Annotated in this window: 21 protein-coding genes and 1 tRNA gene; 5 read left to right on the top strand and 17 right to left on the bottom strand. The window is 27.2% G+C overall.

Annotated elements, in window-relative coordinates; all coding sequences use genetic code 11:
* Positions 1–5: 5 nt before the first annotated feature.
* The 13 genes from polA to NNC19_RS10820 form a co-directional block, all read right to left on the bottom strand.
* Positions 6–2615 (bottom strand): DNA polymerase I, encoded by a 2610-nt coding sequence (polA, locus tag NNC19_RS10880; protein WP_310938676.1) that lies wholly within the window; start codon positions 2613–2615, stop codon positions 6–8.
* Positions 2616–3024: 409 nt separating this feature from the next.
* Positions 3025–3669: a membrane protein insertase YidC gene (gene yidC / locus NNC19_RS10875; RefSeq protein ID WP_310938675.1), complete on the bottom strand. Its 645-nt coding sequence runs from the start codon at positions 3667–3669 to the stop codon at positions 3025–3027.
* A 46-nt stretch (positions 3670–3715) separates the two neighbouring features.
* Entirely contained in the window at positions 3716–3943 is a 228-nt protein-coding gene (locus NNC19_RS10870; protein ID WP_310938674.1) for a hypothetical protein, read from the bottom strand.
* 93 nt (positions 3944–4036) lie between these two features.
* The gene (locus NNC19_RS10865) at positions 4037–4684 is read right to left on the bottom strand and encodes a DUF3284 domain-containing protein (RefSeq protein WP_310938673.1); all 648 of its coding nucleotides are present in this window, start codon (positions 4682–4684) and stop codon (positions 4037–4039) included.
* 101 nt (positions 4685–4785) lie between these two features.
* Positions 4786–6171, bottom strand: coding sequence for a PTS transporter subunit EIIC (locus NNC19_RS10860; protein WP_310938672.1), 1386 nt, complete (start codon positions 6169–6171; stop codon positions 4786–4788).
* A gap of 196 nt (positions 6172–6367) precedes the next feature.
* Complete coding sequence (locus NNC19_RS10855; protein ID WP_310938671.1) at positions 6368–6676, bottom strand: hypothetical protein; 309 nt, start codon at positions 6674–6676, stop codon at positions 6368–6370.
* Positions 6677–6694: 18 nt separating this feature from the next.
* Positions 6695–7012: a hypothetical protein gene (locus NNC19_RS10850; RefSeq protein ID WP_310938670.1), complete on the bottom strand. Its 318-nt coding sequence runs from the start codon at positions 7010–7012 to the stop codon at positions 6695–6697.
* A gap of 407 nt (positions 7013–7419) precedes the next feature.
* Positions 7420–7683 carry a hypothetical protein gene (locus NNC19_RS10845; protein ID WP_310938669.1) on the bottom strand — a complete coding sequence of 88 codons (264 nt, stop codon included), beginning with the start codon at positions 7681–7683 and terminating at the stop codon, positions 7420–7422.
* Positions 7684–7875: 192 nt separating this feature from the next.
* The gene (locus NNC19_RS10840; protein WP_310938668.1) at positions 7876–9300 is read right to left on the bottom strand and encodes an amino acid permease; all 1425 of its coding nucleotides are present in this window, start codon (positions 9298–9300) and stop codon (positions 7876–7878) included.
* A gap of 161 nt (positions 9301–9461) precedes the next feature.
* Positions 9462–9917, bottom strand: coding sequence for a YhcH/YjgK/YiaL family protein (locus tag NNC19_RS10835; RefSeq protein ID WP_310938667.1), 456 nt, complete (start codon positions 9915–9917; stop codon positions 9462–9464).
* 202 nt (positions 9918–10119) lie between these two features.
* Positions 10120–10683 carry a phosphatase PAP2 family protein gene (locus NNC19_RS10830; protein ID WP_310938666.1) on the bottom strand — a complete coding sequence of 188 codons (564 nt, stop codon included), beginning with the start codon at positions 10681–10683 and terminating at the stop codon, positions 10120–10122.
* 21 nt (positions 10684–10704) lie between these two features.
* Complete coding sequence (locus NNC19_RS10825) at positions 10705–11352, bottom strand: DedA family protein (protein WP_310938665.1); 648 nt, start codon at positions 11350–11352, stop codon at positions 10705–10707.
* Between the two features lie 333 nt (positions 11353–11685).
* Positions 11686–11901: a hypothetical protein gene (locus NNC19_RS10820; RefSeq protein WP_310938664.1), complete on the bottom strand. Its 216-nt coding sequence runs from the start codon at positions 11899–11901 to the stop codon at positions 11686–11688.
* A 256-nt stretch (positions 11902–12157) separates the two neighbouring features.
* On the opposite strand from NNC19_RS10820, the gene NNC19_RS10815 reads away from it, so the two are divergent.
* The 4 genes from NNC19_RS10815 to NNC19_RS10800 all read left to right on the top strand — a co-directional run bounded on the left by NNC19_RS10815 (position 12158) and on the right by NNC19_RS10800 (position 14815).
* Positions 12158–12697, top strand: coding sequence for a hypothetical protein (locus tag NNC19_RS10815; RefSeq protein ID WP_310938663.1), 540 nt, complete (start codon positions 12158–12160; stop codon positions 12695–12697).
* Between the two features lie 23 nt (positions 12698–12720).
* Positions 12721–13191: a DUF3237 domain-containing protein gene (locus NNC19_RS10810; RefSeq protein ID WP_396136410.1), complete on the top strand. Its 471-nt coding sequence runs from the start codon at positions 12721–12723 to the stop codon at positions 13189–13191.
* Between the two features lie 1102 nt (positions 13192–14293).
* Positions 14294–14373 (top strand) — tRNA-Ile (locus NNC19_RS10805).
* A 49-nt stretch (positions 14374–14422) separates the two neighbouring features.
* Entirely contained in the window at positions 14423–14815 is a 393-nt protein-coding gene (locus NNC19_RS10800) for a hypothetical protein (protein WP_310938662.1), read from the top strand.
* Positions 14816–14962: 147 nt separating this feature from the next.
* On the opposite strand, the gene NNC19_RS10795 is transcribed toward NNC19_RS10800, so the two are convergent.
* From NNC19_RS10795 to NNC19_RS10780, 4 genes are all read right to left on the bottom strand, one after another.
* Complete coding sequence (locus NNC19_RS10795) at positions 14963–15931, bottom strand: D-isomer specific 2-hydroxyacid dehydrogenase family protein (RefSeq protein WP_310938661.1); 969 nt, start codon at positions 15929–15931, stop codon at positions 14963–14965.
* Positions 15932–15961: 30 nt separating this feature from the next.
* On the bottom strand, positions 15962–16492 hold the full coding sequence (locus tag NNC19_RS10790) for a GNAT family N-acetyltransferase (RefSeq protein WP_310938660.1): 531 nt from the start codon (positions 16490–16492) through the stop codon (positions 15962–15964).
* 114 nt (positions 16493–16606) lie between these two features.
* A complete protein-coding gene (locus NNC19_RS10785) occupies positions 16607–16933 on the bottom strand; it encodes a cupin domain-containing protein (protein ID WP_310938659.1) in 327 nt (108 codons plus the stop codon).
* Between the two features lie 105 nt (positions 16934–17038).
* Entirely contained in the window at positions 17039–17677 is a 639-nt protein-coding gene (locus NNC19_RS10780) for an RpiB/LacA/LacB family sugar-phosphate isomerase (protein ID WP_310938658.1), read from the bottom strand.
* A gap of 183 nt (positions 17678–17860) precedes the next feature.
* Here NNC19_RS10780 and NNC19_RS10775 point away from each other — a divergent pair, with 183 nt between their 5' ends.
* A complete protein-coding gene (locus NNC19_RS10775; protein WP_310938657.1) occupies positions 17861–18718 on the top strand; it encodes an AraC family transcriptional regulator in 858 nt (285 codons plus the stop codon).
* Position 18719: the final 1 nt, after the last annotated feature.

The raw sequence follows: 18719 nt of genomic DNA, 5'->3' as shown, positions 1-18719 counted from the left end.
CCTCCTTATTTAGCTTCATACCATGTAGTTCCTTCATTAGCATCCACTTCCATAGACACATGTAGTTTCACTGCATTTTCCATTTCTTCTATAACTAAAGCTTTAACTAAAGCCTCTTCTTCTTTTTTTACATTTAATATAAGTTCATCATGAACTTGTAAAATTAAACTACTTTTTAGTCTTTCACTTTTTAATCTATTATATACACTAACCATAGCTATTTTTATTATATCTGCTGCACTTCCTTGAATTGGTGCATTCATAGCTAACCTTACCCCTAACGCTTTAACTATTTTATTTGATGATTTAATTTCAGGTATAAATCTTCTTCTATTAAATATAGTTAAAACATAACCATCTTTTTTAGCCTTTTCTACAACCTCTTCTAAATAAGTTTTTATCTTAGGATATCTATCAAAATAAATTTTCATATATTCTGAAGCTTCCTTTTTAGTTATCTTTAAATCTTGTGCTAAAGAAAAATCGCTTATGCCATATACTATTCCAAAGTTAACTGCCTTAGCCCTACTTCTCATAAGTGAAGTTACGTCTTCTATTGGAACATTAAACACTTCAGAAGCTGTTTTAGTATGAATATCACTATGCTCCTTAAAGGCATTAATCATATTTTCATCTCCAGCCATATGTGCAAGCACTCTAAGTTCAATTTGAGAATAGTCACAAGATAATAGTATATCTCCTTTTTCTTTTGGAATAAATACCTTTCTTATTTCTCTTCCCATTTCATATTTAATAGGTATGTTTTGAAGGTTTGGTTCAGTACTTGATAACCTTCCTGTAGTAGTTACAGCTTGATTAAAACTAGAATGTATAAAACCATCTTCATCTATAACTTTTTTTAACCCTTCCACATAAGTAGAATTAAGCTTAGTTATTTGTCTAAAGAAATTTATATTTGATATTATAGGGTGTTTATCTTGAAGCTTTTCAAGGACTTCTGCATTAGTTGAATATCCTGTCTTAGTTTTCTTAATAACAGGTAAATCAAGCTTTTCAAAAAGTATTTTTCCAAGTTGTTTTGGAGAATTTATATTAAATTCCTCTTCAGCTAGTTTAAATATTTCTTTTTGTGTTTTTTCTATTTCCTCTTTAAACTTAACAGCAAGTTTTTCAAGCATATCTTGATCTATATTAAAGCCTTGACTTTCCATGTATGATAATACAGATACAAGTGGAAGTTCTATTTTATAATAGAGTTCCGCCATTCCATCATCTGCTATTCTCTTCTTTAAAATTTCATATATTTCTTTCATATATGAAGAAAGCTTTATAATTATTTCCCATCCTTCTCCCTTCGGATTTTCTCCTAAGTATTGATTTACTAAATCAATTAACTTATATTCTCCTTTAGAAGAATCAACTAAATAAGCTCCAATAGCTGTGTCAAATTCAAAAGACTTAAGCTCTATATTCTCTTTGTGTAATATAGTTATTAATCCTTTAGCATCATGAACTACTTTTTTAATAGACTCATCTTCCATAAATGCTTTAATTGCCTTAATACCTTCTTCTTTATCTTTATCTAAAATATCTTTTACAGCAATTTCTGTTCCTTTATTTTTTGAACCTAAAATAAGTTTATCCATTTCAATTTTAGAATACAAGGAACTATTTAATGTTGAATATACTATATATGATACTTCTTTTTCTTTTGACAATACTTCTTTCATACCTTCTATAGTATTTATCTTTTCAATTACTATATTATCTTCTTTTTCTTCTTCCTCTGCTCCATCACTTAGTTTAGTTAGTATAGTTTTTAACCCTAGTCTAATTAATAAAGTCTTAAGCTTTTCTCTATCATAATTTTCTTTACTTTTAATTTCATCTAAATCTATTTCTATTGGTACTTCTGTCATAATTGTAGCTAACTTTTTTGAAAAAATTGCTTGTTCTCTATAAGTCTCCAAATTTTCTTTAAGTTTTTTACCTGCTATTTCATCTATATGATTAAGTACTTCTTCTACAGAACCATAGGTTTGAATAAGTTTAAATGCAGTTTTCTCACCTACTCCTGGTACTCCAGGAATATTATCTGACTTATCTCCCATTAAACCTTTTACATCAATAAATTGAGTTGGAGTTACATTATATTCTTCTACAAAAGTTTTTTCATCATAAATAGCAGTCTCTGTTACTCCCTTTTTAGTAATAACAACTTTAACTTTATCTGTAGCAAGTTGAAGAGCATCTTTATCTCCAGTAACCACATAAACCTCAATATTATTCTTCTCTGCTACCCTAGCCACAGTTCCTATTATATCATCTGCTTCGAACCCATCTATTTCAAAAATATTAATTGATAACAATTTTAAAATTTCTTTTATTAATGGAAATTGTTCTGCTAATTCTTCTGGCATCTTTTTTCTGCCTGCTTTATAGTCATCATATTCAACATGTCTAAATGTAGGAGCTTTTCTATCAAAAGCTGCAACTATATAATCTGGTTTAAAGTCTTCCTTCATTTTTAGTAACATGTTTGTAAACCCATAAATGGCATTTGTATGAATTCCTTCACTATTAGTTAAAGGTGGTAATGCATAAAATGCTCTATTCATAAGTGAATTGGAATCTAGTATCAATAATCTTTCCATATATTCCTCCTATTATTATAATGTTATACCAATACAAGGCAAACATTACACTTCCTTAGGTTTTATTATACTATTTTTAATAGTGAAAATCATTACCCATCTTTGTTATTTTTGGGTAACAATTATTATATATTAGTAAAAATAGTTTCGCTTAACATAATTTTTTATTATAGTATACATTATTTCATTTAACAAGATTAAAGTTTCCTTATTTTCTATTGATTTATTATAATTAATTTTTTCAACTTGTTAACATATTATCAAAAATAATAGAAAATTTCATATAATTAATATTAAGTATAAAAGTAATTTTATTTTATAATAATATTTCATTTGTTAATTATACTTTAGAGCAAAAAAATTATAGGCAGATAACTCCACCTATAATCTAATCTTTTTATATTAACTTCTAAATAGTAATTTCTTTTCTTCTAATATATATTCTAAAAACTATTTCTTCCACAAAAGAAAATAAGCTTGATGCTATAAAATATAAACTTATTGCTACAGGAGCCTTTATTGTAATTATAATACTCATTACACTGGTCATTATAATGTTAGCTTTACTTAACTTAGCTTGTGCTGATATCTTGAAAAATGGTATATAATATAGTATGTTTGAGCTAAGTGCTGTCATAACATATATAATTGGTATAATAAATGCTCCATCTGCCATATTAAGGTTAGTTACCCATGGAACAAGTATAGTTCCAACCTGAAAATCCATACTTAAAACTGCATGATATAAAGCATATATTATTGGAAGTTGAAGTAGTATAATAAAACCACCAAATACTCCTTTTGCACTCTTTTCATAATGTTTTTGTAGTTCTTGTTCTAATTTCTTTTTATTATTTTTATATTTTTCTTTTATTTTTTCAAGCTCCAAAGAAATTTTTTGGCTTTTTTGCATACTTATTTTTTGCTTAAATGATATAGGTACAAGTAGAAACTTTACTAATATAGTCAGTAATATAATAGCTATACCTAAATCTCCTGTTATACTGAAAAAGTAATTAAGTGAATTTTTTAATACTTCTGAAATGATGTTCATTTTTCTCCTCCTAAAATTAAAAGTATATCTAGAAACATCACTTCAATTAAAAATGTACACAATACCGCCAAATATCATACTTTTCAAAAGAAACATAATTTTTTATTATCATATGTCTAGAAAAATCTAAGAACATAATATATATCTTTTTTATTAAGTTGCTATTAAAGTTTCTTATTTGATTCTTATACACTGTAAAAGCATATGTAATAACCCCAACAAGAAGCATTAATACAAAAACTATTTGCATAATGTTAATTAATTCTGTCTTCATAAAAACTACCTCACAAGATTCATGTATACATTATACTACTTTAAACACTATTTACAATGCATATTTTACTATACTTCTAAATTATTTTATATGCTAATCTATATCTGAAGCTTTATCTTCAGCTTCTTTAATAGCCTTTTTTGCTTGTTCTTCTAAAGTCTTGGCTTCCTCCATAGCTTTTTCAGCCGCAAGTCTAGCTTCTTTTGCTTCTCTTTCAACCTTTAAAGCTGCTTCTTTAGCTTTTCTAGCCTCAGCCTTAGCTTCTTCTTTTTTAGCTTCTTCAATTCTTGTCTTTGAATTTTTAGATAATTTTTCATCATATATTTCAATTTCTCTTATAAGTCCTTCAATAAAGAATTTAAATCTTCTCTTTATCCTGTTTTTAAACAAGATATTTTGTAGTATTACATTAAACCAAACAAAAAAACCTGTTGACTTATCTTCCTCTATCAATGTAATCCTGGTTGAATTCTCATCAATAATTTCAAACTCATAAGTAGAATAATAAATTCTATCAGGGCTTGTGCTCGTAATTTGATATAATTCATTCTTTTTATAATCTGTAATCTCTACTTTTAAAGTTGCACTTTGAACAGAATATGCTCCAACTCTTTTAGTTATAGAACACCCTATTGGATTGCTTTCATTAAATTTAGGGAACTCCCTCTTTGCTTGTCTTATAAATAAATTAAAAACCTTTTCAACTGGATATTTAATTATGGCTGAATTTGAAAACCCCATATAATTACCTCCATACTTTTATACTTTTGCTATTATTATACTAATAAAGAATGCATAAGCCAAGCTTATGCATCCTCAATATAATATAGTTTTATACTTAATTAAACATTTGCACTGTTTCCAGCACCATAATCCTCTTCAACATTTCCCATTCTATTTGAAACTATTACAAATGGAGCGTATATACATACAGCTATTACTAACAATACTGCTGCAAGTATCACAGCTTTAAAGTCTCCATTAGTAGCAAAGAATGCTGAAATTATTGGTGGACAAGTCCATCCTGGATCCTGAGAAATATAATTGACCACACCTATCTTTGTAAAGAAATATGCAATTCCCATTAGTATTGGTGAAGTAAGTATAAATGGTATAAAGTAAACTACATTTAAAACTATTGGCAATCCAAATATAACTGGTTCATTAATTTGGAAAAATGCTGGAGCTGTTGCTAATTTTGCAAGTTCTTTAGCCTCTTGTTTCTTAGAGAATATATATATTGCAATTACTAATGCCCCAGTTGCTCCTGATCCTCCAATAGAACCATAAACATCAACAAAGTTTCTTGTTATTATATATTTTGGTGGTAATCCTCTTGATACCAAATCAGTATTTTCAAGTAGTGCTGGTTTATACATTGGTGTAAGAACACCTTCTGCTATATTCATACCATGTAGACCAAAGAACCATAAGAACTGTGCAATAAATATTAAGAAAATATATGTTGCTGGTGATTGTCCTAAGCTCATCAATGGAGATTGAATAGTATCGAAAATCCAAGTTGGAACATCTTTACTGAAAATATTGTCAAATAAAACTTTTATAATACCAAAAATCACCAATGTAATAGAACCAGGAATTATTGCTGCAAATGACTTAGAAACTGCTGGCGGCACTGTTTCTGGCATTTTAACAACCCAGCCTTTTTTGGTTATTCTAACAAATATTTCTGTTGCAACAAAAGCAGTTATAATAGCTGTAAACATTGAATTAGCACCCATAAAATTAAGTGAAAAAACATCACTAACACCTTGAACATAATCACCATCTTTCAATGTAAATACATCCTTGGTAAGAGTTGCTGGTAATATAGCAAAATATGATGCAACTGAAATTGCTGCTGCTGATAATGCATCTGATTCATATGATTTTGCTAAAGAATATGCAATTGTTACTAATAACAACACGCATATAATCTTTAATGTTCCTTGTTGAACAGCCCAACCAATATTTATAATCCACTTATCAATAAATGGTTGTATAGTATCTGCCCAAAATCCTAATTTATTTAATTTTGAACCTATTAATGATGTATTTTGTAAGAAAACACAGTTAATCATTACAGCAATAGCACCAGCCATATTGGCTGTTAAAATAGCAATAAATCCATCTTTTAAAGCAACTAAGTGCCTTTGACCACCAACTTTTTGCGCAATTGGTAATAGAAATTTTTCTAACGTTGCAGAAAGTTTGTCCATAAAACTCATTTTTTTGTTCCCCCCTAATAATAATTGATATATATGAATGTTCTTTATTTAAATCCTTTACATTGCAAAAAGTTCAAATAAAGCTCATACATAACAAATTTAATCATTTACATTTTTCTTCCCACAAAAAATGTCAACCCTTTATTTATGATATAGTAATTTTTATTACTATATTTTCTATTTTAGAACATAATATTTAAATTGTTTCTTTTAGATAAATCTTATTTTTACTAAAAATAAATAACCAACTAAAAGCCATTTTTATTCCAGTAAGATTTGATCCACAACTTAATCTTAATGTTTCTTTCTTATTTATTATTACCTGCTTTGTAGGACTTTTTGATCCCATACATTTAATAAAAATATCATACTCACCAGGTTTTAAACTAATTACCTTTCTTGATCCATTGGATATAGAGTTAACCTCTTCTCCATTAATAAATATTTTATATTCTGAAAGATTTTGTATATCTTGATACTCTCTAGTAAAAATGATATCTCCCATTACTATCACCCAAATTTATTATTCTCCAATATATTTTAAAACATCTGGCATAAACTTTTCCGTTTGTTTTAATCCAAAAGCTGATGGTTTAATAGAAATATAATTTATTCCCTTTGAATCTAGTTCAGTCTTGATTGATGCCTCTGCTAACATCACCTCTGGTGAAATTATAACTACTTTTATATCCTTAGTAGAAATTTCTTCTCCATAATTTTTATCTGATGCATATATCCACTCTATTGGCAAATTATTTTTTATAGTGTAATCATCCATATATTTTTTAAATGACCTAGATTGTCCACTACCTCTACTTATAACAAGTACGTTCTTCATCATGTAATCCCTCCTATTACTAATCTACATATATTAATCTATTAGAATTAAATTTATCAATAACTTATATAATTTGAATTCTATATCATATTGTCCAAAATACCCCTAATTAGCTATTGAAAATATTTACAGGATTATTTTATAACATTTTCAATATAAAGTAAATAGCTTTTGCAAAGTTTTTATGTTTTTTTACCAACCTTTTTTATTTATACCTACAAATTGTATATTTTTTCATTTATAAGATATGCCATTTTCCAAATATATCCACGTAATTTCTTAATTTTTTTAATATTTTGTAAACAAAAAAAATAGTCCCTAATCAAAGAGACAATATAATTTTTATATTAAAATAAAATAAAAAACCTAGGTATATCTTGTTAGAAACTTACCTAGGTTTTTTCTCTTTCTTAAACATCCTTATAATCAACATCAATTGCTTGTTTAGGATCAATATCATCTTCTATATTAACTTTATTCCCATTAAATATGCCACCTGAATTATTTTGAAATCTAGCTCTATCTGGTTTATCTTTAAAATATCTAACTATTTTTAAAACCACATAAGCTACTAATCCAGCAACAACTAGATATGGTAGTATTCTAAAAAAGACTACAACAGCCAAGATAGCAATTAAAATATACATAATAGTCTTTAAATAAATTTTATTCATATGCCTTACCTCTGCTTGTATTATATATTTTATCTTATTATACAATTATAAATTGACAATATAAAGTCAAAATACATTAATAATTTCTTAAGAAGTGATTTTTTAAATCGATAATTGGAGCCATAAAATTTAAAATAACATATAAAATTCTTTGAAAATTTTAAAAGACACTCTTTCGAATGCCTTTTTATCTTATACTTTTTTTCTTCTTGCAATTTTAGGTAAAATTAGTCCTAATCCTAAAAGTATAAATGGTGTTATAACATTTAACCCTAATCTAAACCACCAATCTCCTGTGAATTTTTCTATTCCTGTTGGGAACATCCCCATAATACATGCAAAAGCAGTAAATACAAAACACCATATCCCAAAAATTAATGCAATTTTATCATTCTTAACAAATTTATATTCCGATTTGTATTTATTAGCTGCTTTTTTCAATGCTATAAATGCTAAGAATACCCAAAGATATCTAAGTGGCATTACAACAGAGTTAAGCTTTAATAGCCAATTAAATAGTTCATTCATATCACCAATACCAAGTGCTGGAACTATTATTAATATTCCCACTAATATAGTAGTCATATAATATCCATTTATAGGTGCTCCATGCTTATTTATTTTTGTTAATGATTTAGGAACATAATTTTCATCTGTATCTGCAAGTAATACTTTAAGTGGTGCATCTATTGAAAATACTAACGCTGATACTTGAGCTGTCATATTTGCAATAGCATATATTATTAGTAATAAATTTCCAACCCCATAATATTGTCCTAACATCTTAAATGCATAATATTGTCCATTCATCATAAGATCCTTTGGAATTGCATTTGCATCAAACATCATTCCCATAGCTATTGATCCTAGTATTGCTGATATAGCCACCATTATAGCAAGTACTATCATTCCTCTCGGAAACTCTTTAGTCGGATTGTTAGTATTATTTACATATGGTGATATCTTCTCACATCCACCTACAGCAAATACTAACATTGATAGAGTTGTAAGATATGTAAAATCAAATTTGGGTACTATTGTATGAAAACTTATATTTGTAGTTGCTATAGACATTCCTGTAAGTGCAGGTGCTGTAATAACTAACAGTATATACAGTATTGACATCACAAATGTTGCTGTTCCAGCAATTGTTCCAATTCTCTTTAATGAAGTAATTCCTCTTGATGCTACCCACACAAAAAATAAGAATATTGCTAATATTATTGTTTGAGCCACCATTGTATTCATTCCACTAACTAAGTTTCCATCACCTTCAACAGCCCAACCTAATGCTATTAAAATAGCTTGTGGCTTTTGTGCTAAATATGGTATATGAACAACCCAGTATGTCCACCCTGCAAAATAAGCAAGTTGAACTCCCATGGTTTCTCTTATCCACGAACTTACACCTGCTTTTCCATCTTTAAATACAGATCCTAATTCCCCTACCATTAAGGCATATGGAACAAAATATAATCCTATAATTAATATCCAAGATACTATAACCGTTAAACCTTGATTTGCGAAATTGTTAACAACGTTTCCAAATCCCCAAACTGCAACAAAAGCCATTAATGCTAAGTTATACCATCTTAATTTTCGTTCTTCTTGAATCATGTCATTCCTCCTGCTTCTATTGTCTTAAATTTCAACTTTAGAACTACCTTTCATATTGTACCAAAATATTCTTGTAATTGTAATAAAAACTCTTAATCTTAAAAAATAATTTAAAATTAAGAGTTTTGATTACTTATTTACTATGAATATTATAATTATTTTTATACTACTATCTTTACTACTATTTTTCTTACTTTAGAAGGTTTGTCCAAAGCACATCCTGGTTTATGTCCATCTTCTGGAAAGAAAATTACATAATCTCCACTAGTTACTTCTAATTTTGAACTATGTTCTACATTTTTAAAGAAAGCAATATCTTTTTCATCAAAATTATCTTCAACAATTTCTAAAGATTCTACTGGTGCATAGCCCATAGTTTCATTTCCTTGAATAATATATTGTATGTCAATATATTTTTTATGAGCTTCCCACCTTCTATCTTCTTCTGGTTCAGTTGTATACTCTTGAACAAATGCAAATACATTTTTACCATCTATTTCATAATTACCTATTTCTAATTTAGTTAAATCTGTCTTTTTTAAAAACTCAAAAGCCTTTCCTAAATTAGCATTGATTTTCGAATAATCCTTTGTATTTCTAATATTTTCACAAATCATTATTTGTTCCTCCTAATCTTTTTTCTATAATATACATATTACTCCTGAAACTTACAACTTTCAATATTGTTAAGAATATTACCATATAACCATATATATGGTGAAGAATATTTAAAAGTTGAAAATTAAGAATTCTTAATATAGAAAAAACACTTCATAAATCTACATAATATAGATTTATGAAATGTTTTAATACTCTCTTCTAATTTATATCTTTAAGAGCTTTATATTCATTAGCTTTTTTAGCAACTTTTTCACACAATTTAATTGATACTAAAGCTAATAACACTCCAATTATTATACCAAACAAAACATCTGACGGATAATGTACATATAGATATAATCTAGAGAATCCAATGATTATAGCTAAAATATAAGCTCCTATCCCAATTCTTTTATTTGTATAATATAATACTGTGGCAGCTGCAAAAGAATGCATTGTATGCCCTGATGGAAATGAAAAATCCTTTGGCTTTGATATTATCAAATGAATGGTTGTATTTACATCAAAAGGTCTAACTCTTGCCACCAATGGTTTTATTCCTAAATTTCCAATAATAAAACATAGCGCCAAAGCACATAAGAGTATTAATCCACTTTTTCTATACTTTGTGCTACAAATAAGTATTAGTCCTATAACTACCCATAAAACCCCACCATTTGCAAGCCCTGTTATCACAGGCATTATGCTATCAAAAAATGGATTTGTTATATTGTTATGTATGAGCATAAGTATAGAATTATCAATTTGTTGAATAAACTGCATTTTTCTTCTCCCTATTATCTACTAAACTATTGTCTTTTTTGAAAACTTACTCTTTAATACTGGTATTAATCCAGGTAATATTGAAATAAATATTATAGCAAGCACAACTGTCTCAAAATTTTCTTGTACGAGTGGAATGTTTCCAAAGAAATATCCTGCTGCTCCTACTATTCCAACCCAAAGAGATGCTCCTATTGCATTGTATGATAAAAATTTATTATAATGCATATCACTTATTCCAGCTACAAAAGGCGCAAATGTACGCACTATTGGAACAAATCTTGCTATAACAATTGTTTTACCACCATATTTTTCATAAAACCCATGAGTTTTATCTATGTATTCTTTCTTTATAAACCTATTTTCTTTTTTTATAAGCTTATTACCTAGTTTATTACCAATCATATAATTCATTGCATCACCTAAAATAGCTGCTACAAGAATAACTGCAATTAATAACAAAATATTAAGATGACCAAGAGCTGCAAAAGCTGTTGCTGCAAATATTAGTGAATCTCCTGGCAAAAATGGGGTAAAAACTAATCCTGTTTCACAGAAGATTATTAAAAATAACATAACATACGTTAAAGTACCGTACTCATTGATAATTCCACCTAGATATACATCTAAATGCATAAAAATATCAATAAAATTTTTTATTAACTCCATCTTTTCTCTCCTTAAGTTTATTTGCCTTATTTATATAATAACTCTAACATATGAACTACTTATTTCTTAATAAAAACAGCTTGTCTTATATTCTAGTTTTTATTATTTTCATCATTATTTAGCAGCATTTAACATTCTAACCTCAAGCATCTGTTCTTATCAATAGTTTCAACAAGATATTATAAAAATAAAACCTCCTACTGCCATATTTGATATTTATTTTTTAATTTTGCAAAAAAATATCTTCTATGTGCAGTAGTTACTTAATCTTATAGTATCAATGAGTTAACATTTCTGTCAATACATGAAATCATAATAGACTTTTTAATATTATCACTCTATGTTTATTTTTTCAAATATTGCCTTTGGCTGTTTACACATTGGACAAACATATTCATCACTTAATTCACGAAATGGTACTTCTCCATCATATACATATTGACATACTGGACATTCATAAATGGCCTTCGTCTCAGCATGATTAATCACTTCTGTGGGCTCATTCAATGTTCTACCATCATTATTTTTTCTATAAAATCCATAAGTCATATACTCATCCTCCAAATAATATTTTTCTTAATATTATTTTGTATTTTTATATGAATTTTATACAAGATTATATTTAGCATTCTCACTTTGATTTTTTCATAATATGTATTATTTCATCATCATTATTCCTCACCTTAATTTTTCCCACTATTTATATCAATTATATATTAATCACCATCAAGCCTATACTCTTACCTAAAATAAAGCTATAATGGATTATAAAGACAGAATTCTTATTTAGAAAGGAGGCTTTATAATGTTAGATTTATTCAAATCTTTTGCAACACAAGAAGATTTTTTTTATGATGGTGCATTTATTGCTAAAGTTAAATACCAAAAGTTCAAATCAACATCTGGTACCAAGATATATAAAAACGAAATACTCAAAAACAACAAAAAACTTTGCATAATAAATTGCAATGGATATATTAATGATGAAATAGTAGAAACTCTAACAGTTTACTTAATGATGAATGTAACTGTAAAAAAACTTAATGAAACAGTAGTTATGGAAAATAGGTGGACCTTATGGCATAATTTTTCAAAGGAAGAAATAGCTAATTTTAGCTATTTAACAGGTGATACAAATTCTATTCATTTAACTGAAAATCCAGTTGTACAAGGATTATTTATTTTAAAAGAACTTTGTAATATGACTAATGCTAATGAAATAGAAGTAAAATATGTTCATCCTATTTATGGATGCAATCCTGTTTATATAAAAGTTGATGAAAATATTATAGAAGGTTTTAGCAATAATATACTATGTTTTAAAGCAAATTTAAAAAACAAATAATCAAAAAGAAAGTTGGTAAACAAATGATTGACACAAATAATGTAAAATTCGAAGAAATATTCAGCATTTTAATTAAAGTAGATACACCTATTGTAGTTGGACAAGATGAAATTGTAGGAAGACGTCAACTTATTCCAATACTTTCTGGTACAGTAACTGGTAATAATTTCAATGGACATGTTTTGCCAGGAGGCATTGATAGTCAAATTATTCGTCCAGACGGAAAATGTGAATTATCTGCACGTTATGCTGTACAGCTTGATGATGGTGCAACTATATATATTGAAAATAATGGAATTCGTACTGTTCCTTCTGAATATATAGAATCGGTTAAGAAAGGTGAGTTTGTAGATCCAAATGTATATTATTTCTGTACAACACCTAAATTTGAAGTTTATTCTGAAAAGTATAGCTGGCTTATGAACTATACTTTTTTCTGTTCTGCAAAGAGATTACCTAATAATGTCTTATTAAATTTCTATAAAATATTGTAAATTCTTTTTCAAAAAGGATTATTAACACAATACAACTTTATTCATCATAATATCCCATTTATTTGCCTTATTTACTTATAATTATTCATTCATCGTCTTGTTTTTTCTTGACTTGATTAAAAAAATATGTAAAAATATTAATAATAAAAGAATTAATCTTTCTAACAAAAAGATTAATTCTCTACTTATTCCATATAGAATATAGACAAGCTATATTCCCCATTTATTGTATAATCTCTTATTTTTTATCTATTCAAAAATATGCTGATGTAACACGATTCATATGTGTATATTTTTTTATAAAAAGATATAGGTTGAAACCTTCTTATCAGCTCAATATAACCGTTCTTTTGGTTAAGTAGAAAGATTAAAACGAAAGAGGTCTTTAGTAATGTTAGAAAACTTCAAAAAACTCCCTATAGTCGTGAGAGTTATTTTTTGTTTACAGTTACTAACTTGTGTTTCATCTGTTTTAGATGCAATAAATTTTTTGAAAGTAACTAACGAAATATCAATGATTTACATGTTAGCAGGTGGGGATGCTCCAAGTAAATTCACTCTCTATATGACTATCATATCTAATCTCTTAATTATATCGTCTATAGTAATTATTTTTTTAAATCCAAATAAGCAAACTATATTGATATACTTCGGAGTACTTATTTTTAATCTTGTCATCAGTCTTAGCTTAAAAAAATTAGATTCTTTTTTTGTAGTTACAGGTATAGTGTTACCACTGATTATGGCTTGCATACTAACAGAAAATAAATATCTATTCAGATCTTGAAATAAAACGCAAACGAAAATTTGTATCTTTAAATATTGCTGGAAATTTAAATTTCCAGTTTTTTTTACTTTAATTTTCACGACGACACAAAACTACATTTTTTTTCTCAAGCATCTATTATAGTCATAATATTCTAATTAATTTCAATCGGCGCTAAAGAAATATTACATTATATTACATTTTTCTTGACTTTTTTCATTTTTTATGTGAATATTATTATATAACTTTAATTTAAAAATAATTATTTCTTTATTGTAGGACAAGCTTTTAATTTAAATAATTATCTTTTACTTTTATTTTCTTAATATAATATCTGCTAATATAACACAATTGGTAAGTGTATATCTGTATTGATAATCAGAATTATAGAGGTTCAACTCCTCTTATTAGCACCATTAACCTAATTAGGGTTAAAATAAGAAAAAAAGAAAGAGGTAATTAATAATGTTAGAAAAATTCAAAAAATTTCCAGTTGTTGCACAAGTAGCTATAGGGTTACAATTAGTAGGCGCTTTTTGGAGTATAATAGGTTCATTTGGTCTACTTAACATGTCTGCTACAGAATCTTTGATATACGAATTGACTGGAGAACATCTTCCAAGTAAATTTATGATTTCTCTTGATATCATTGTGGCAATCGGACTTATTGTTTCTTTATATCTTTTAGTATCTAATACAAATAAAAAATCTGTAATGATTTATTTTGGAATAATAGTTTTATATTTTATATTAGGTATTATAACTAACGGATTTAGCTTTGTAACTATCTGTGGTTTATTTTTACCAGGACTTATGGCTTATACAATAAATGAAAACAAAGACTTTTTCGGACTTTAATTTTAATTAAAAACTAAACCTATATTTTTCTGCAAACGATAAATTTATAAATAAAAAAATACTGTTAATTTAAATTCCAATATTTTTATTCACTATATTATTACTTGCAATTTTTCTATAACCCTATTTTTGATAACTTAATTAATCTTAATATATTTTTTTATTTTGCCAAAATAAGATGCAATTTTTTATTGAATTTTCAACCATATCACTAACTGCTTGATCTGTATAAAAGGCAGTATGGTGTGTTAAAATTACATTTGGAAAGTTCTTTAAAGTGTTCAAATACTTATTATCTATTATTTCTCCTCTTAAATCCCTATAATATAATTTTCCTTCACCTTCAATTACATCTAATGCTACCCCACCTATTTTTTTCTCTAAAATCCCATCAATTAAATCCTTTGTATTAACAAGTGATCCTCGAGCTGTATTTATAATTGTTACCCCATCTTTCATTAATTTTATTGAATCTCTATTTATTATATGATGATTGCCTTCTGTAGCTGGTATATGCAACGTAATCACATCACTCTCTTTTAAAAGAGTATTTAAATTAACATATTTAGCATGTTGTTTTACCCCTTCATCTTCATAAATATCATAAGCTAACAATTTTGAACCAAATCCACTTAAGTGATTAATTACCCTTTGTCCAATTCTTCCTGTCCCTATAACCCCAATAGTCAAATTAGGTAATTCTTTGCCTTGAACGCCTTGTAATGTATAATCCTGTATATCATTCTTATCCATAATAATTTTTATTTTCCTTGTAGCCATAAGAATTAACATTATTGTATAATCTGCTACACTATTTGGTGAATAAGAAACATTACCTACTCCAATTCCTAATTCTTTAGCCTTTATAATATCTATATGCTCATAACCAATAGTTCTTGTAGATATATACTTAACTCCTACTTTATGAAATTCTTCTATAAGTTCTGCTGATATCTTTGTGGTAATTACACTAATGCAATCATAACCTTTTGCAAGACTTGCATTTTCTATACTTGGAGCCTCATCACACAATTCTATTTGAACATTGTATTTCTTACCAAATTCCTTAAAATACTCTGTCTCATCTGGCCTATTACTATATGCTAAAATTTTCATTCTATCTAACTCCTTCATAAACACTATTTTTTATTTTTTGTACTCCTCTTTTTTTAATAAATATGACGGATGTTTTAATCCTGTTGGTGGATAAAATTCATCATGGGTATATTTAAATCCTAAACTTTTAAGAAGTCTAGATGATACTATATTTTTAGGATTATGTCCTGCAAAGATAGCAGAAACTCTAAGGATTTCAAAAGCATAATCAATAGTAGCTAAACAAGCTTCCTTTGCAAATCCCCTTCCCCATGATTTTTCCTTTAAATGCACTCCAATTTCAAGAATATTATTTTCTATATCATAATTTCTTAATCCACAGCAACCTATATTTTCATTAGTTTCTCTATAGTAGATTGGCCAATATTGAATCTTATACTCTTTATAATTTTTAATTTCTATATCAAGCCTTTTATGTATATCATCTTTTGTCATTTTTCCATTTCCTACAATATATTTCGTTACATTAGGATTCCCCCAAAGTTCTAATGCATCATTTATATCCTCCATGCTCCATAAAGCAAATCCTAATCTGTCTGTTTCTAGAAAAAACTCTTTCATTTTTAACTCCTAAATTACCTATTAATAATGACTATATATTTCCATTATATAACTATAAAGTATAAAACTCTATATGTTAGATTATTACTTATCTAACATATAGAGTTTTATACTTTATAAAAAATCTTTTCTTTCTGGTGTAAAGACATCATATACAACTGAGTTTTCTTCTAATGATACACATCCATGTTGAACATTAGAAGGCATAAAAATTGTATCTCCTTCTTTTACAATTTCAGTTCTATCTCCTACTATAAACTTAAAAGACCCTTTTAATACATATGTTAATTGATCATGTACATGAGCATGTGTTTCTATAGTTTCTGTAGGTTTTGCAAAGTGAACTTCAACCGCCATCATCTTTTCATCATGTACTAATACCTTTCTTTTAGTATTTTCATCTATAACTTTAAATTCAACATCCTTATTAAAACAAAACATTCTCTATATCTCCCTTTATATAATTTATTAAAAGGCATAGTATAACTCTCTGTTTTTATACTACGCCTTTTGTTTCTTATAAAATATGATTTACTTTATATTCTATTATCCTAAAATACTTTCAACACATTCCTTAATTTTGTCACATTTGCAGTTTGCAAAGAAATACTCTTTGAACTTTTCTCCACTTATAGCACCTTTAACTAATTCTTGATCTAGATTCTTTAAAATTGTAACCATATCCGTATGTGTTACTTTCTTAACTTCATCTAAAATCTTCTTATTTCTTTGTTCTGGAATTACTCTATCTTTTGGATATCCTTGTCCACTTTCTCCTTGGAATAGTTTTTCAAAGATATATTCTAAATTAAGTTCAGCTCCCCATCCAAATCCTTTTGCAAAAGGTAATGCAATTGCATTTCCATCATTAATTTGTGCAAACATATATGCATCAGATGGATCTACTACATGACCACATAATACACCTGGGAATGAGTTACAAGCAAGCATTGCTCCTTCTCCAGTTCCGCAACCTGTAATTACGTAATCTGCAGCTCCAGAATTTAATAATATTGCTGCTAAAATACCATTTTGAACATATGTTAATTGAGCTTCACTTTCAACTCCGTACATTCCATAATTAAATACTTCATGACCTTTTGGCTCTACAACTTTTTTAAGTGTTTCATATACCATTGAATTTTTTGAAGCTTGACTGTTTTCATTAATTAATGCGATTTTCATTGTCCCATCTTCCTTTCTTATCAGTTCTTGTCAATCCTGACTAAAACTCCACTATATGTATTTATAATATTAGTATATCATTATACATTATCTATTTCTTGTTATATCTTTTCGTAAATGTTGCAAATTTTGAACTAGCAAATTATAATTGACTTAATAATTTTATTTTAGAAAGGATAACTTATGAAAGAAGAAACTTCATGTAAAGAAGCTATAAAAAGCTGTTTGGAAAAACGTTATTTCGCTATTGCTCATCTTTATAAAGAGGAAAAAACCATGGATATGCATATACATGATTGTTATGAAATATATTACTCCATTTCTGGTGGCCAACAAATGCTTATTCATAATAAATTATATGATATTGATCCTGGTGATTTGTTTATAATTAATCAATTTGAAAGTCATCATATATCTAAAATAAATCAAATAGATCATGAACGAATTGTTATTTCAATTCATCCTGAATTTCTTAAATCTGCTTCAACTAATAACACAAAACTTGATTATTGCTTTAAAACTCGTACTGAAAATTTCATTCACAAAATTTCTTTATCAAAAGAACAGCAAAATCATTTTTTATATTTTATAAATAAAATAATAGCTTCTACTGGATTTGGTGCTGATATACTGGAGTATACATCTTTTTTAGAATTTATGATTTGGATTAATGGACTTTATATAAATAATAATTTATTATCAGTAAATAATTCTTATAAATACAATGAACAAGTACAACAAATAATTACATATATAAACGAAAATATAACAGAATCTATTACTATTGATTTTTTGGCAAATCATTTTTATCTAAGTAGCTCTTACATTTGTAGAATATTTAAATCAGCTACTGGTACTACCATAAATAAATATATTTCTGCTAGAAGAATAACAATAGCTAAGTCTATGTTAGCCAACGGAATGAATGTTAATGACGTTTGTGAGAAATGTGGTTTTAATGATTATACTAACTTTTTAAAAGCTTTCAAGAACATTGTAGGAATTTCACCTAAAAAATACTCTAAATTTAGCACAAGTTAAT

This window comes from Clostridium sp. SHJSY1 (assembly GCF_031626875.1).
In the GTDB taxonomy this organism is placed as follows: Bacteria; Bacillota; Clostridia; order Clostridiales; family Clostridiaceae; genus Clostridium.
Note: the sequence above shows the minus strand (reverse complement) of the source record. Positions and strands in the feature narration are given on the sequence as shown.

Coding starts and splice junctions, on each gene's coding strand:
- polA (WP_310938676.1), bottom strand. CDS start 2,615: ATGGAAAGATTATTGATACTAGATTCCAATTCACTTATGAATAGAGCA.
- yidC (WP_310938675.1), bottom strand. CDS start 3,669: ATGAACATCATTTCAGAAGTATTAAAAAATTCACTTAATTACTTTTTC.
- NNC19_RS10870 (WP_310938674.1), bottom strand. CDS start 3,943: ATGAAGACAGAATTAATTAACATTATGCAAATAGTTTTTGTATTAATG.
- NNC19_RS10865 (WP_310938673.1), bottom strand. CDS start 4,684: ATGGGGTTTTCAAATTCAGCCATAATTAAATATCCAGTTGAAAAGGTT.
- NNC19_RS10860 (WP_310938672.1), bottom strand. CDS start 6,171: ATGAGTTTTATGGACAAACTTTCTGCAACGTTAGAAAAATTTCTATTA.
- NNC19_RS10855 (WP_310938671.1), bottom strand. CDS start 6,676: ATGGGAGATATCATTTTTACTAGAGAGTATCAAGATATACAAAATCTT.
- NNC19_RS10850 (WP_310938670.1), bottom strand. CDS start 7,012: ATGATGAAGAACGTACTTGTTATAAGTAGAGGTAGTGGACAATCTAGG.
- NNC19_RS10845 (WP_310938669.1), bottom strand. CDS start 7,683: ATGAATAAAATTTATTTAAAGACTATTATGTATATTTTAATTGCTATC.
- NNC19_RS10840 (WP_310938668.1), bottom strand. CDS start 9,300: ATGATTCAAGAAGAACGAAAATTAAGATGGTATAACTTAGCATTAATG.
- NNC19_RS10835 (WP_310938667.1), bottom strand. CDS start 9,917: ATGATTTGTGAAAATATTAGAAATACAAAGGATTATTCGAAAATCAAT.
- NNC19_RS10830 (WP_310938666.1), bottom strand. CDS start 10,683: ATGCAGTTTATTCAACAAATTGATAATTCTATACTTATGCTCATACAT.
- NNC19_RS10825 (WP_310938665.1), bottom strand. CDS start 11,352: ATGGAGTTAATAAAAAATTTTATTGATATTTTTATGCATTTAGATGTA.
- NNC19_RS10820 (WP_310938664.1), bottom strand. CDS start 11,901: ATGACTTATGGATTTTATAGAAAAAATAATGATGGTAGAACATTGAAT.
- NNC19_RS10815 (WP_310938663.1), top strand. CDS start 12,158: ATGTTAGATTTATTCAAATCTTTTGCAACACAAGAAGATTTTTTTTAT.
- NNC19_RS10810 (WP_396136410.1), top strand. CDS start 12,721: ATGATTGACACAAATAATGTAAAATTCGAAGAAATATTCAGCATTTTA.
- NNC19_RS10800 (WP_310938662.1), top strand. CDS start 14,423: ATGTTAGAAAAATTCAAAAAATTTCCAGTTGTTGCACAAGTAGCTATA.
- NNC19_RS10795 (WP_310938661.1), bottom strand. CDS start 15,931: ATGAAAATTTTAGCATATAGTAATAGGCCAGATGAGACAGAGTATTTT.
- NNC19_RS10790 (WP_310938660.1), bottom strand. CDS start 16,492: ATGAAAGAGTTTTTTCTAGAAACAGACAGATTAGGATTTGCTTTATGG.
- NNC19_RS10785 (WP_310938659.1), bottom strand. CDS start 16,933: ATGTTTTGTTTTAATAAGGATGTTGAATTTAAAGTTATAGATGAAAAT.
- NNC19_RS10780 (WP_310938658.1), bottom strand. CDS start 17,677: ATGAAAATCGCATTAATTAATGAAAACAGTCAAGCTTCAAAAAATTCA.
- NNC19_RS10775 (WP_310938657.1), top strand. CDS start 17,861: ATGAAAGAAGAAACTTCATGTAAAGAAGCTATAAAAAGCTGTTTGGAA.